This is a genomic window from Paraburkholderia sp. GW821-FHT02A12 (genome assembly GCF_059422005.1).
Genome location: NZ_JBWKWA010000001.1, coordinates 262,356 through 275,646, shown reverse-complemented (window position 1 = coordinate 275,646; position 13,291 = coordinate 262,356). Strand labels below are relative to the sequence as shown.

Below are 13,291 nucleotides of genomic sequence, written 5' to 3'. Positions count from 1 at the left end.
CGAGCGGCGCAAATTCTGTCGGACGTGATCAGCGTCAAAAGGGATGATACGCGCGCCCGTTTTTTGAGCGCATCGGTGATTTCCCTACAGAACGTTGACGCCGCCTTTTAAACCCGCATACACGCGATGTTACAAAGCCTCGTGGTCATGCGGATTACGGCTGACTAGTCCGTCCATATGAACAACTTGAACAATGCCTTCGCCGGCAAATGATCCGGAATCCATAGCATTGGCGGCTTCGGCTTCGGCTTCGGCTTCGGCTTCGGCTTCGGCTTCGGCTTCGGCTTCGGCTTCGGCTTCGGCTTCGGCTTCGGCTTCGGCTTCGGCTTCGGCTTCGGCTTCGGCTTCGGCTTCGGCTTCGGCTTCGGCTTCGGCTTCGGCTTCGGCTTCGGCTTCGGCTTCGGCTTCGGCTTCGGCTTCGGCTTCGGCCCGGCGACAATCAGGCCGAAGCACTCAGGCCGACGCACTCAGGCTGAAGTAACCGGGTCGGCACGAACCGGCCGAAGCTATCGAATCGAAGCAATCAGGTAGAAGACAAGCGCTTTTGCGGCACGATCCGCCAGCCGAGATTGACGCCGGCCGCCGCCAGCAGGATCAGCGCTGCGCCGAGCACCTGAATCCACGCGAGCGTCTGCCCGAACGCGACTCGGTCCACGATGATGGCGACCACCGGATAGATGAACGACAACGCGCCGGTCATCGAAGTCGGCAGCTTCTGAATCGCGCCGTAAAGCAGCACGTACATGATTCCCGTGTTGACGATACCGAGTACGATCAATTCGAGCCAATGCGCGCCGGTGGTCGGCAATGCGTCGAAGCGCACGAACGGCGCGAGCATCACGACGCCGAGCCCGACCTGGATCAGCGCGATCAGATGCGGCGGCGTGCCCTTGAGCCGCTTCGTGATGATCGACGAGACCGCATACATCGCCGCCGCGCCCACCGCATACGCGACGCCGACGAGGTACTGTCCCGGCACCGCCAGCACCGCCGGCTCGACCTTCACGACAAACACGAGACCGATGAACGCGACCACCAGCCACGCGACCGTCGACGCGCTAATGCGCTCGCGAAACACCAGCGCGCCCAGTGCGACCAGCATGAAAGGCTGCGTGTTATAGACGGCTGTCGCCATCGAAATCGACGCGCGTGAATAGGCGGCGAACAGCAACACCCAATTGATGACGATCGCCGCGCCGCCGAGCAACGCGAGTCCGAGCATCTTCCACGAGAAGAGCTTGCGCCTGAACAGGCCGAGCACGGCGCACACCAGTGCCAGCGTCGCGCCGCCGAAGATGCAGCGAAAGAACACCACGTTGAACGCGCTTTGCTGCGACGACACCACCAGCCAGCCGATGGTGCCGGACATCAGCATCGCCATTGTCATTTCAGCCGCGCCGCGGCGGATTTCATTTGACGCCATGATTCGATCCTCGAATTGATTCCTGCATGAGACGCAGTGTAATTAATCCGATCGCGCGAATATATGGTTAAACTTAAGCATTCTCGCGCCGACACCTAAAAATCGAAGGCAATCATGGCCAAACGCCTTGCTCCCGTTGCACCCGCCGCGCTCGACGAAACCGACCGCGCGCTGCTCGCCGCGCTCGCCGAAGATGCACGCCAGCCGGTCAGCGAACTGGCGCGGCGTGTCGGCTTGTCGGCGCCGAGTACGGCCGAGCGCGTGCGCCGGCTCGAAGCGCAAGGCGTGATCGAGCGCTTCACCGTGCAGATCGACCCGCGCGCGCTCGGCTTCACGCTGCAGGCGATCGTGCGCGTGAAGCCGTTGCCCGGCCAGTTGCATCTGGTGGAAGAAGTGATCCGGCGGATTCCGGAGTTTGTCGAATGCGACAAGGTGACGGGCGACGATTGCTTCATATGCCGCCTGTACCTGCATTCGATCGAGCAGCTCGACGAGATTCTCGCGAAAGTCACCGAGCGCGCGGAGACCAGCACCGCGATCGTCAAATCGACGCCGGTCGCACGCCGCTTGCCGCCGCTCGGCTGAACGGAGCGCGCGGCATTGGGCAGGATGCGCTTACTGTTCGACCGCTTCGAAGAACGACAACATTTCAGCGACAAGTTCGTCCGACGCCTCTTCGGGAATGTAATGCCCGCATGACAGCGAACGGCCGCTGACGTCGCGCGCCACGTGACGCCATTCCTCGAGCGCGTCGAAGCACTTCCCGATCACGCCTTTGTCGCCCCATAGCACGCGCAGCGGGCAGCCGATCTTGTGGCCGCGTTCGATATCGGCGCGGTCGTGGTCGAGATCGATGCTCGCCGACGCGCGGTAATCCTCGCACATCGCATGCACCGCGCCGGCTTGCGCGAGTGCCGAGCGATAGGCGTCGAGCGCGTCGGGTTCGAACGGCGCAAGGCCCGCGTGACGGCTGCCCATCACCGCGTCGACATAAGCGGCCGGATTCGCGCCGATCAGCGTCTCGGGCAGCGGTTCCGGCTGGATCAGGAAGAACCAGTGGAAGTAATGCGTTGCGAAGGCGCGGTCGGTGGCGTCGTACATCGCGAGCGTCGGCGCGATATCCAGCAGCATCAAACGCTCGACGGCGTCCGCATGATCGAGCGCCATCCGGTGCGCGACGCGCGCGCCGCGATCGTGCGCGCACACCATGAAGCGTTCGAAACCGAAGTGGCGCATCACGGCGACCTGATCGGCGGCCATCGCGCGTTTGGAATACGGCGTGTGCTCCGCGTCGCTCGGCGGCTTGCCCGATGCGCCATAGCCGCGCAAGTCGGTCGCGATGACGGTGAAATGCTCGGCCAGTTTCGCGGCGCAGCGCCGCCAGATCAGATGCGTCTGCGGATGACCGTGCAGCAACAGAAGCGGCGGCCCTGCTCCGCCCTTCACTCCGAAAATATCGACATCGCCCAAGGCGACGCAAAAGGGCGTGAAATCCTCGAAGGCCATAGCAGGTCTCTAGTTATTTGGGAGTCTGAGCATTGTAGGAGGGCAATATGTCGGTACGTGGTGGGATAGCCCACACAGGCATAGAACCTGAACACTCCTTCCAACCGTTCTAAACGAACATGCCGAACACGGTTCATCCGCTTCACCTATAATCGAACGACCGTTCTTAAATTCTGAACGTCATTCTGAACGCCGATGTGGCAGATGCGCGGCGACGCTGTGATGACAGCGTGACGCCGGCCAGCTTCGGCGCAACGCGCGCGATGTGCCGCTAAACTCAATGAACCGCCGGGCGCTCAACGCAGCACCGGTCTGCTAATCAGGAGACTCGCACCATGGCATTGCCCGCCGTCCTGCAAAAACTCGCGCTGCCCGTCGTCGCGTCGCCGATGTTCATCGTCAGCTATCCCGAACTCGTGCTGGCGCAATGCAAGGCCGGCGTCGTCGGCTCGTTTCCGGCCTTGAACGCCCGTCCGGCTGAATTGCTCGACGAATGGCTCACGCAGATTCAGGCTCAGCTCGCCGGGCACAAGACGGCCAATCCCGATGCGATTATCGGGCCGATCGCCGTGAACCAGATCGTCCATCAGTCGAATACGCGGCTCGAGCACGACGTGCGCGTGTGCGTCGAACACAAGGTGCCGATCTTCATCACCAGCCTGCGCGCGCCGGCACGCGAAATCGTCGACGCGGTGCATAGCTACGGCGGCATCGTGCTGCATGACGTGATCAATCTGCGCCACGCGCAGAAGGCGCTGGAAGCGGGCGTAGACGGCTTGATCCTGGTGGCGTCGGGCGCCGGCGGGCATGCTGGCACGACTTCGCCGTTCGCGCTGGTCGGTGAAGTGCGGCGTATTTTCGACGGCCCGATCGTGCTGTCGGGCTCGATCGCCAACGGCGGCTCGATTCTCGCCGCGCAGGCAATGGGCGCGGACCTCGCGTACATGGGCACGCGTTTCATCGCGACCAAAGAGGCACATGCCGTGGACAGCTACAAGCAGGCGATCGTCAACTCCACCGCATCGGACATCATCTACACGAATCTGTTTACCGGCGTGCACGGCAACTACATTCGCGAAAGTATCGTGAACGCGGGACTGGACCCGGATGCGCTGCCGGAATCGGACAAGACCAAGATGAACTTCGGCAGCGACAAGGCGAAGGCGTGGAAAGATATCTGGGGCGCAGGCCAGGGCGTGGGATTGATGCACGACGTGCCGAGCGTCGGCGAACTGGTCCAGCGCCTGTCGAAGGAATATAACGACGCGAAGGCGCGGCTGGGGATTGCGCGCTAAGGCGCATCTCTTTCCATGACCCGGTAACGGGGTTACTGCGGGGGTTACTGCGGGGGTTACTGCGGCTCTACTTGAAGCGAGCCGCAGTAAGCCCAGGCTTCACATATTGCGGCGATACTGTCCGCCCACTTCAAACAACGCGTGCGTGATTTGCCCGAGCGAGCAAACGCGCACGACGTCCATCAGCACCGCGAACACGTTTTCGTCGTCGATTACCGCGCGCTTCAGGCGTTCAAGCGCCGCGGGGGCGTCGTCGCGATGCCGCGCCTGGAAGTCGCGCAGGCGTTTCAACTGGCTCTGCTTTTCGTCGTCGGTGGAACGGGCGAGCGCGATCGGCTGCGGCGCCTCATGCGGATGCGAACTTAAGAACGTATTCACGCCGACAATCGGATACGAGCCGTCGTGCTTGCGATGCTCGTACAGCATCGACTCGTCCTGAATCCGTCCACGCTGATAGCCGGTTTCCATCGCGCCGAGCACGCCGCCGCGTTCGGTGAGGCGGTCGAATTCCGCCAGCACCGCTTCTTCCACCAGATCGGTCAGTTCCTCGATCACAAAGCTGCCCTGATTCGGGTTCTGGTTCTTCGCAAGCCCCCACTCGCGGTTGATGATCAACTGGATCGCGACCGCGCGGCGTACCGATTCCTCGGTGGGCGTGGTGATCGCCTCGTCGAAGGCATTGGTGTGCAGTGAATTGCAGTTGTCGTAGATCGCAATTAGCGCTTGCAGCGTGGTGCGAATATCGTTGAAGTCGATTTCCTGCGCGTGCAGGCTGCGTCCCGACGTCTGCACGTGGTACTTGAGCTTCTGGCTGCGTTCGTTCGCGCCGTAACGTTCGCGCATCGCGATTGCCCAGATGCGGCGCGCGACGCGGCCCAGCACGGTGTACTCCGGGTCCATGCCATTCGAAAAGAAGAACGACAGGTTCGGCGCGAAATCGTCGATCGACATGCCGCGCGCGAGATACGCCTCGACATACGTGAAGCCGTTCGCCAGCGTGTAGGCGAGCTGCGAGATCGGGTTCGCGCCGGCTTCGGCGATGTGGTATCCCGAGATCGACACCGAATAGAAATTGCGCACGCGATGCTCGACGAAGTACGCCTGAATATCGCCCATCACTTTCAGGCTGAACTCGGTCGAGAAGATGCAGGTGTTCTGCCCCTGGTCTTCCTTCAGGATGTCCGCCTGCACGGTGCCGCGCACGTTTTCCAGCGCATGGCGGCGGGCCGCGGCAAGCTCTTCGCCAGTGGGCTCGCGCCCTTCCTGTTGCAGCCTTTCGTTCAGGCGTGCGATCTGCTGGTCGATCGCGACGTTGAAGAACATCGCGAGGATCGTCGGCGCGGGGCCATTGATCGTCATCGAAACGGACGTCTCCGGCGCGCAGAGATCGAAGCCGTCGTAGAGCGCTTTCATATCGTCGAGCGTCGCGACGGAGACACCCGAATTGCCCACCTTGCCGTAGATGTCCGGCCGCTCGTGCGGTTCTTCGCCGTATAGCGTGACCGAATCGAATGCCGTCGAAAGACGTTTGGCCGGCATGCCTTCGGAGAGCAGCTTGAAACGCCGGTTGGTGCGGAACGGATCGCCTTCGCCGGCGAACATCCGCGTCGGGTCTTCGTTCTCGCGGCGAAACGGAAACACGCCCGCAGTGAACGGAAAATAACCGGGCAGATTGTCGAGCATCAGCCAGCGCAGGATTTCGCCGGGGTCCACGAACTTGGGCAGCGCGACTTTGCGGACCGTCGAGCCCGACAGCGTCGTGACAGTCAGCGCGGTGTGAATTTCGCGGTCGCGAATCCGGACGATGTGTTCGTCGCCGGAATAAGCCGCTACGGTTTGCGGCCACGCGTCGAGCAGCTTGCGTTCGCGCTCGCCGAGCTCGGCGGTGTGCTGCTCGATCAGCTTGTCCAGTTGGGCCTGAGTTTGTTTCGCGGCCTTTGCATTGACCTTTGCATCGACCTTTGCATCGACCTTTGCATCGACCTTTGCATCGACCTTTGCATCGGCCTTTGCATCGGCCTTTGCATCGGCCTTTGCATCGGCCTCGGCTTCCGCGTTCGCCTCGCCGAGCATGCGGCGCGCTTCGATGAGCTGCCAGCGTTCGCGCGCCACACGCGCCTGCGCTTGCGCACGCTCGCGATAGGCGTGGACGGTCTGCGCAACGTCCGCCAGGTAACGCACGCGCGCGGGCGGCACGATCGCGTTGCGGCCACTCGAAAAGCGTACGTCTTCGAGCGTCGGCAGACGGCCGCAGCCCGGACGCAAGCCATGCCTGCGCAGCGCCTCGGCGACGTGCTGATACAGCGCGGTCACGCCGTCGTCGTTAAAGCGCGAGGCGATCGTGCCGAACACCGGCATCGCATCCGGCGCGCGGGCGAAGTCGCCGCGATTGCGCTGCACCTGCTTCGCGACGTCGCGCAATGCATCCGGCGCGCCTTTGCGATCGAACTTGTTGATCGCGACGAAACCGGCGAAGTCGAGCATGTCGATCTTTTCCAGCTGGCTCGCCGCGCCGAACTCCGGCGTCATCACGTAGAGCGATTCATCGACGAACGGCACGATCGCCGCATTGCCCTGACCAATCCCGGAGGTCTCGACGATGATCAGGTCGAAGCCCGCGGCTTTGCATAGCATCAGCGCGCCGGGCAGCGAGTCGGAGATTTCGCTCGACGCTTCGCGCGTCGCCATCGAACGCATGTACACGCGCGGTCCGCCGCCCCAATCGCCGATCGCGTTCATGCGGATGCGGTCGCCGAGCAACGCGCCGCCGGACTTGCGGCGCGACGGGTCGAATGCGACTACGGCGATGGTGAGCGCGTCGCCGTAGTCGAGACGGAAACGGCGGATCAGTTCGTCGGTGAGCGAGGATTTGCCGGCGCCGCCTGTGCCGGTGATGCCGAGCACAGGAATCTCCGCCGACCTGGCGATGCTCGACAGCGCCTCCTGCTCGGTGGCGTTGACGCGGCCTGCTTCGAACGCGCTGATCAAGCGGGCGAGCCGGCGGAATACGAGCGTTGCGGGGTCGGCCGCTGCGCCGCCCCTTCGCGCCTGGACGGCTGCGTCTGCTGCGTGCGCTGCGTCGGCTGCGTGCGCTGCGTCGGCTGCGTCGGCTGCGTCTGCTACGTCGGCTGCGTCTGCTACGTCTGCTGCGTCTGCTGCGTCTGCTGCGTCTGCTGCGTCTGCTGCGTCTGCTGCGTCTGCTGCGTCTGCTGCGTCTGCTGCGTCTGCTGGGTCTGCTGGGTCTGCTGGTTCTGCTGCGTCTGCTGCATCCGCTGCGTCTGCTGCGTCTGCCTTGTGGTCATCGGAGCGAGCATTGAACCGCGGCAAGCCGTCTGCCGCAAACCCGGCGACCAGTTCCCCCAGCGGATTCGGCTTCACCGCCGCGGCTTCACGCACGGCCTGGGCACAGCGCCCGATCATGTCGTCGATCATGCCTTGCAGGCCGAGCCGCTGGCCGTCGTGCGGCGAATAGATCTTCTCGACGCCGTAGCGTTCGAGTTCGGCGATTTCCTCGGGGACGATCACCCCCCCGCCGCCGCCGAACACCTTGATGCGCTCGCCGCCGCGCGCGCGCAACAGGTCGACGAGATAGCGGAAGTATTCGTTATGACCGCCCTGGTAGCTGGACACGGCGACCCCGTCGGCGTCTTCGTGCAGCGCGGCGGTGGCGACTTCATCGACCGAGCGGTTGTGGCCGAGGTGGATCACCTCGACGCCGCTCGCTTGCAGGATGCGCCGCATGATGTTGATCGACGCGTCGTGGCCGTCGAACAAGGCGGCGGCGGTGACGAAACGCAGGCGCCGGCCCGCGGGCAGCTTGTGCCCGCCGGCGCGCTGCGGCGTGGACAGATCGGTCATGTCTCCCCCAGATCGTTACGCGTATGGGTGCTGGCAACCAGTATAGCCAAACGGCTTGCCGCGCCTGCGCCGTCCGCGCAGGCCTAGCGCACCGCCAACGCCTTGATCTGTTCGAGCGACGGCCACAGCGCTTCATTCGTAAACCGCTCGACCAGGAAATCGACAAAGGAGCGCACCTTGGCGGACAAATGCCGGCGGCTCGCATACACGACATGGATCGGCAACTCGCGCGGCGGCACTTCGTCGACCAGCAGCGGCACGAGGCGCCCTGCCGCCAGATCGTCGCCGATCACCTCGGTGCCGAGCATCGCGATACCCGCGCCTTGCAGCACGATCACGCGCTGCGCTTCCAGGTGGTTGACGATCAGATTGCCGGTGAGGCGCACGCGCGTCGTGGCGTCGCCGGTCGCGGGGGCGATCTCGAGTGCCGATACGCCGGCGTATTGCAGATAGTTGTGGCGCGCGAGGTCGGCAACCGTCTTCGGCGTGCCGTGCCGGCGCAGATACGCGGGCGAGGCGCACAGCACGAGATGCGCGGTCGCGATCTGCCGCGCGATCAGCGACGACGATTTGAGGCCGCCCGGCGAGGCCCGGATCGCGACGTCGAAGCCTTCGTCGATCAGTTCGACCACGCGGTCGGACAACGTCATGTCGACGGTGACCTGCGGATACTGCGCGGCGTAATCGGCCACCGCGGCCATCACGTGACTCAGGCCGAACGCCGACAGCGACGACACCCGCAAGCGCCCTTGCGGCACGACGCTCGCCGCGCCGACCACCTGCTCGGCTTCTTCGAGTTCGGTCAGCACCTGGGAGAGGCGCTCGTAGTATTCGCGGCCGGCTTCGGTCGGCGCGACGCGCCGCGTGGTGCGGTTCAGCAAACGCGCGCCGAGCTGCTGTTCGAGGTGCATCACGTGCTTGCTCGCCATCGCCGCCGACATCTCCATCCGTTCGGCCGCGCCGACAAAGCTGCCGACTTCGACCACATGCCGGAACACTTTCATGCTGACGAGGGTATCCATCTCAATCGCTCGCTTCTGGAATCAATCGACGATATTTTGCCGGGTTTATCAAAGACTGGTCGGCAAATCGGCGGTGGACGCGCCCCAGAAGCTCACCAAAAGCGCCCCAGAAACGACAAACCCCGCCTTCCTGACCGGAAGGCGGGGTTTGCAAAATCAGGCGTGGAACTGCCGCGCTCAGAACTTCGCGCGCAGGCCGACGCCGTACGTGTTGCCGCTCGACTGGTTGCTGATGTGGTCGTACAGGTATGCCGCGTAGACGTCCGTGCGCTTGGACAGCGGATAGTCGTAGCCGATTGCGGCCGTCTGACGGGTCTGGTCGAAGCCGCCGCCGTCGCGCGAATACGCGTACGACGCCATCACCGTGCCCGGGCCGGCCGGCACCGACACGCCGCCCTGCGCCGTGTTCACGTGCCAGCTCGTGATGGTCTGGTCGTTGTACGTGTACATGTACTGGCCGAAGAACTTCACATACTTCAGGTCGTACGACATGCCGACCTGTGCGACGCTCTGGCTCTTCAGGCCGGGAATGCCCGACGCAGCCGCGCTGCCGAGGTCGCTTGGAGCGTTGTTGAAGTTCACGTACTGATACACCGCGGTCGCCGCGAAGGGGCCGTGGAAGTACAGCACCTGGCCGCTCCACTTCTTCGAGCTGTTCTGACCCGCGGTGTTGCCGAGGGCATACATTGCGGTCGCGCTCAGGCCGTTGAAGTTCGGTGAAGCGTACGACACCGCGTTGTTCCAGCCCGAGTCGCCCGTCACGCCCTGATCGGTCGAGTACGTCGGGAACGTGCCGAGCCCGAGGTACACGTGATAGACCATCGGCGAGAACACGTACGAGTCGATGAACGGGTTGAACAGAATCGTCGACACGAACAGCGGTGTCGTCAGACGGCCGGCGGTCACCGTGCCGTACGGCGATTCGATACCGACGTACGCGTTGCGCGAGAACATCGTGTCGCCGGTGAAGCGGCCGAACGCGCCGTTCTGCGCACGGAAGAAGCCTTCCAATGTGAAGATCGCCTTGTAGCCGTTGCCCAGATCCTCAGCCCCCTTCAAGCCCCAGTACGACGTGGACATCCCGCCGCCGGACACTTGCGTCGCGCTATGGCCATCCGGGAATTTTTGCGAGCCGACCCATTCGTCGACCTGGCCGTAGAGTTGTACGCTCGATTGCGCAAAAGCCGACGATGCACTGGCCAGCAAAGCGGCACACGCGGTTGCCTTGAGGGTGGTCTTCAGCGCACGGCTGATGCTTGTTTTCATGGGTTCTCCTGTCTTTGTCAAAAAGGGTGTGGCTGTGCGAAAAGGGGGGTAGCTCGCGCGAACCGTTGTCGTCGTCCGTTCGATCGTCGAGCCAATCTGGGCGGGACCATCTTTGCGGACCATTTTTATGAACAAAAATATCTCTGGTTATTGCGGGTATATCGGTCTGATTAGTTTTGTCGGTTATCGGCCTGATAAAGCCTTGGCCGTGCCCGTCATGACTGCGTCGCCGCATGCCGCGCGGCGCACCGCCTGGCGGCGCTGACGATACGCCCGACCGGGTGATAACGGTCGAGATGCCATACAGGTGACGCGCCGCAACAGAAACGACGAATTTTGACGACGGGAGGCCCTTTCTTGCCGAGCATTTTCAAAAAAGTGTCGCGTCTACACGTCACCTTGACAGAGGTTTTCTGGACGGCGGCGGAGCATGAAGTCGCGGCTAGCCGGTTTGAAAGCCGGAATATCCGATTTGAAGGAAGGAGGCAGCGAATTTCAGCCGCGATGATTTGGCGCAGCGGTTTATCCGCATCACGTGAATGCGCCGACGAGGGCAACAGGGAGATAAGAGGCGGTAGCGCAGTTCGCGCGGGTGAGGGGCGCTTGTCGCGCCGTGGGCCGGCCCCCGCGAAACGCGTCAAAGAACCAGTCGGCGACGACCGCATTTTTCGGCGCGGGGTCTCGCGGGGTCTCGCGATGCGTCGCAGTGCGTCGCGGTGCCTAATTACGGTAAGGGGAGCCTTCTGACCGACGCGGATCGTCCGCTTGGCGCGGCATTGCGCGCGACGAGCCGCGCTCTTCGTTGTAGCGCGCGACATCGGCGCGAATCGAGCCGGCGCGAACCGGCGCATTGCCCGGTGGACGCGGCACCGGGCGTGATTCGGCACTGACTGGGGTGATTGCGCCGGCGTACTGCAAGCCGCCGCGGCGATCGCCGGGATATCCGCCCGCTCCGCCTACACGGGGCATTGCCGGGTTGTAGCTGCCAAAGCCGCCGGCGTAGCTACCGCCACGGAGGTTCGCCCCGCCGCGCGGCAAGCGCGCGTTGCGGTCGGCCGGATTGCTGCGGGACACTCTGACGTTGGCGGCGCCGTAGTAACGGCCCTCGCCGCGAGCATCGCCACGCATGGCATGCTCCGCGGCATGCGGGTAACCGCTGTAACCGCCGCCCCCGGCTCCATGCGGCATGCTCGTTACTTTTGCATAGGCGAACGAGCACAGTGCAGCGATGACCGCACCCAACGCCCAATGCTTCGTTCTCGACAACCCGTCCACCCATGACTCACTTGCCCGAAGACTTGCCTGAAGCCCACCGTTCGAGCTGCGGCGTGCTTGTTCTGGGACCGGCTCGAGCGTCGCATGTTGCGGCGCGGGGCATCCCGGTGGCCTTTGAGCAGTAATTTATGGGCATGGCCAAAGGGTGTCGAGCCAAAAAGTGTTAGGCCCCCACTGCTGTTGTAACACCTTGTTACTGCGACGTTTTTCCGCGACAGAGCCCTTGCGCGAAAGCGCTGAAACAGCTTGCTGGCGCGGCTTTAACGAAACATCCGCAGCGCCCTTGGCGTATGACGGACGGTAACTGGATTTCCCGTCCCGCTGTTAAAACGGCAGTGGACCAATCGCGCGCCGTCGCCAATACTGAAATGGAGTTGCGCACAATGCGTCATACAGCGCTTTAATGCATGATGCTCATTAATCGACTCGGAAAATGAATTTGCGTTTTCAATCACTTTTCAACAACAATAGTCGTTTTTCATAGCCTGCGACGCCGCCTTCGTGCGTCCTTGGGTCTTTCTGCATCACCGAATCGAGATTTCGACAATGGCTCGCCCGAAACTGCTTCCCGACAATTTCACCTTGTGCCTCGTGGGCACCGTGCTCCTTGCCAGCTTGCTGCCGGTGCACGGGCAGGCCGCCGTCGGGTTCAACTGGGTGACGAACGTCGCGGTCGGCCTGCTGTTTTTCCTGCACGGCGCGAAGCTGTCACGCGAAGCGATCATTGCGGGTGCGACGCACTGGCGGCTGCATCTGGTTGTGCTGCTCAGCACGTTCGCGCTGTTTCCGCTGCTCGGCCTCGCGCTTAAACCGCTCCTTTCGCCACTTGTCACGCCGGCGCTCTATGCGGGGATCCTCTTCCTCTGCACGCTGCCGTCGACGGTTCAATCTTCCATCGCGTTCACGTCCATTGCCAAAGGCAATGTGCCGGCCGCCGTCTGCAGCGCCTCGGCCTCGAGCCTGCTGGGCATCTTCATCACCCCGGCACTCGTCAGCCTCGTCGTCAGCAATCAGGCTGCGAGCGGCGGTTCGTCGCCGTGGCACACGGTAGGCAACATCGTGCTGCAGCTGCTGGTGCCGTTCGTGGCCGGCCAGCTGTTGCGCCCGATGATCGGCAAGTGGATCGAGCGCAATCGCGGCGTGCTGAAGTTCGTCGACCAGGGCTCGATTCTGCTGGTGGTGTACGGCGCCTTCAGCGAGGCCGTCAACGAAGGCCTGTGGCATCAGATTCCGCTGTCCGCCCTCGGCGGCCTGCTGCTCATCAACGTCGTGCTGCTCGCGCTGGCGCTGACCGTCACGATACTCGGCAGCAAGCGGCTCGGTTTCAACCGCGCCGACCAGATCACGATCATCTTCTGCGGCTCGAAGAAAAGCCTCGCTGCCGGGGTGCCGATGGCCAAGGTCATTTTCGCCTCGCATGCGGTGGGCGCCGTAGTCTTGCCGCTGATGCTGTTCCACCAGATCCAGCTGATGGTGTGCGCCGCGCTCGCGCAGCGCTGGGGGGCTCGCGACACCAGCGCCGAAACCCGCGCCGCCTCGCGCGAGCGGCCCGCCGCCGCCGTGGCCCGCCGTTGAACACGCGCGTAATGCAAACAGGACATTCATAAGCGCCCTCCCTGAGCGTCATTTGAAGAAAGCCGCCTCGT

11 protein-coding genes are annotated in these 13,291 nt (G+C 63.4%); 4 read left to right on the top strand and 7 right to left on the bottom strand.

Annotated elements, in window-relative coordinates:
- Positions 1-129: 129 nt before the first annotated feature.
- The gene (locus AC07WT_RS01250) at positions 130-453 is read right to left on the bottom strand and encodes a hypothetical protein (RefSeq protein WP_494945770.1); all 324 of its coding nucleotides are present in this window, start codon (positions 451-453) and stop codon (positions 130-132) included.
- Between the two features lie 70 nt (positions 454-523).
- Complete coding sequence (locus AC07WT_RS01245) at positions 524-1,423, bottom strand: DMT family transporter (protein ID WP_494945769.1); 900 nt, start codon at positions 1,421-1,423, stop codon at positions 524-526.
- A gap of 114 nt (positions 1,424-1,537) precedes the next feature.
- On the opposite strand from AC07WT_RS01245, the gene AC07WT_RS01240 reads away from it, so the two are divergent.
- On the top strand, positions 1,538-2,008 hold the full coding sequence (locus AC07WT_RS01240; RefSeq protein ID WP_492595931.1) for an Lrp/AsnC family transcriptional regulator: 471 nt from the start codon (positions 1,538-1,540) through the stop codon (positions 2,006-2,008).
- Between the two features lie 30 nt (positions 2,009-2,038).
- Here the strand turns inward: AC07WT_RS01240 and AC07WT_RS01235 are convergent, their stop codons facing one another.
- Positions 2,039-2,929 (bottom strand): alpha/beta fold hydrolase, encoded by an 891-nt coding sequence (locus AC07WT_RS01235; RefSeq protein WP_494945768.1) that lies wholly within the window; start codon positions 2,927-2,929, stop codon positions 2,039-2,041.
- A 335-nt stretch (positions 2,930-3,264) separates the two neighbouring features.
- Here AC07WT_RS01235 and AC07WT_RS01230 point away from each other — a divergent pair, with 335 nt between their 5' ends.
- Entirely contained in the window at positions 3,265-4,224 is a 960-nt protein-coding gene (locus tag AC07WT_RS01230; protein WP_494945767.1) for an NAD(P)H-dependent flavin oxidoreductase, read from the top strand.
- Positions 4,225-4,323: 99 nt separating this feature from the next.
- Here AC07WT_RS01230 and AC07WT_RS01225 read toward each other — a convergent pair whose 3' ends face one another.
- The 3 genes from AC07WT_RS01225 to AC07WT_RS01215 form a co-directional block, all read right to left on the bottom strand.
- Positions 4,324-8,082, bottom strand: coding sequence for a methylmalonyl-CoA mutase family protein (locus AC07WT_RS01225; protein WP_494945766.1), 3,759 nt, complete (start codon positions 8,080-8,082; stop codon positions 4,324-4,326).
- Positions 8,083-8,165: 83 nt separating this feature from the next.
- Positions 8,166-9,104 (bottom strand): LysR family transcriptional regulator, encoded by a 939-nt coding sequence (locus AC07WT_RS01220; protein ID WP_494945765.1) that lies wholly within the window; start codon positions 9,102-9,104, stop codon positions 8,166-8,168.
- A gap of 177 nt (positions 9,105-9,281) precedes the next feature.
- Positions 9,282-10,370: a porin gene (locus tag AC07WT_RS01215; protein WP_494945764.1), complete on the bottom strand. Its 1,089-nt coding sequence runs from the start codon at positions 10,368-10,370 to the stop codon at positions 9,282-9,284.
- A 127-nt stretch (positions 10,371-10,497) separates the two neighbouring features.
- Here AC07WT_RS01215 and AC07WT_RS01210 point away from each other — a divergent pair, with 127 nt between their 5' ends.
- Positions 10,498-10,635 carry a hypothetical protein gene (locus AC07WT_RS01210; protein WP_494945763.1) on the top strand — a complete coding sequence of 46 codons (138 nt, stop codon included), beginning with the start codon at positions 10,498-10,500 and terminating at the stop codon, positions 10,633-10,635.
- Positions 10,636-11,090: 455 nt separating this feature from the next.
- On the opposite strand, the gene AC07WT_RS01205 is transcribed toward AC07WT_RS01210, so the two are convergent.
- Positions 11,091-11,498: a hypothetical protein gene (locus AC07WT_RS01205; RefSeq protein ID WP_494945762.1), complete on the bottom strand. Its 408-nt coding sequence runs from the start codon at positions 11,496-11,498 to the stop codon at positions 11,091-11,093.
- A 693-nt stretch (positions 11,499-12,191) separates the two neighbouring features.
- On the opposite strand from AC07WT_RS01205, the gene AC07WT_RS01200 reads away from it, so the two are divergent.
- Complete coding sequence (locus AC07WT_RS01200) at positions 12,192-13,220, top strand: bile acid:sodium symporter family protein (RefSeq protein ID WP_494945761.1); 1,029 nt, start codon at positions 12,192-12,194, stop codon at positions 13,218-13,220.
- Positions 13,221-13,291 lie beyond the last annotated feature (71 nt).

Coding starts and splice junctions, on each gene's coding strand:
- AC07WT_RS01205 (WP_494945762.1), bottom strand. CDS start 11,498: ATGCGTGGCGATGCTCGCGGCGAGGGCCGTTACTACGGCGCCGCCAAC.
- AC07WT_RS01200 (WP_494945761.1), top strand. CDS start 12,192: ATGGCTCGCCCGAAACTGCTTCCCGACAATTTCACCTTGTGCCTCGTG.
- AC07WT_RS01210 (WP_494945763.1), top strand. CDS start 10,498: ATGAACAAAAATATCTCTGGTTATTGCGGGTATATCGGTCTGATTAGT.
- AC07WT_RS01230 (WP_494945767.1), top strand. CDS start 3,265: ATGGCATTGCCCGCCGTCCTGCAAAAACTCGCGCTGCCCGTCGTCGCG.
- AC07WT_RS01240 (WP_492595931.1), top strand. CDS start 1,538: ATGGCCAAACGCCTTGCTCCCGTTGCACCCGCCGCGCTCGACGAAACC.
- AC07WT_RS01220 (WP_494945765.1), bottom strand. CDS start 9,104: ATGGATACCCTCGTCAGCATGAAAGTGTTCCGGCATGTGGTCGAAGTC.
- AC07WT_RS01215 (WP_494945764.1), bottom strand. CDS start 10,370: ATGAAAACAAGCATCAGCCGTGCGCTGAAGACCACCCTCAAGGCAACC.
- AC07WT_RS01235 (WP_494945768.1), bottom strand. CDS start 2,929: ATGGCCTTCGAGGATTTCACGCCCTTTTGCGTCGCCTTGGGCGATGTC.
- AC07WT_RS01225 (WP_494945766.1), bottom strand. CDS start 8,082: ATGACCGATCTGTCCACGCCGCAGCGCGCCGGCGGGCACAAGCTGCCC.
- AC07WT_RS01245 (WP_494945769.1), bottom strand. CDS start 1,423: ATGGCGTCAAATGAAATCCGCCGCGGCGCGGCTGAAATGACAATGGCG.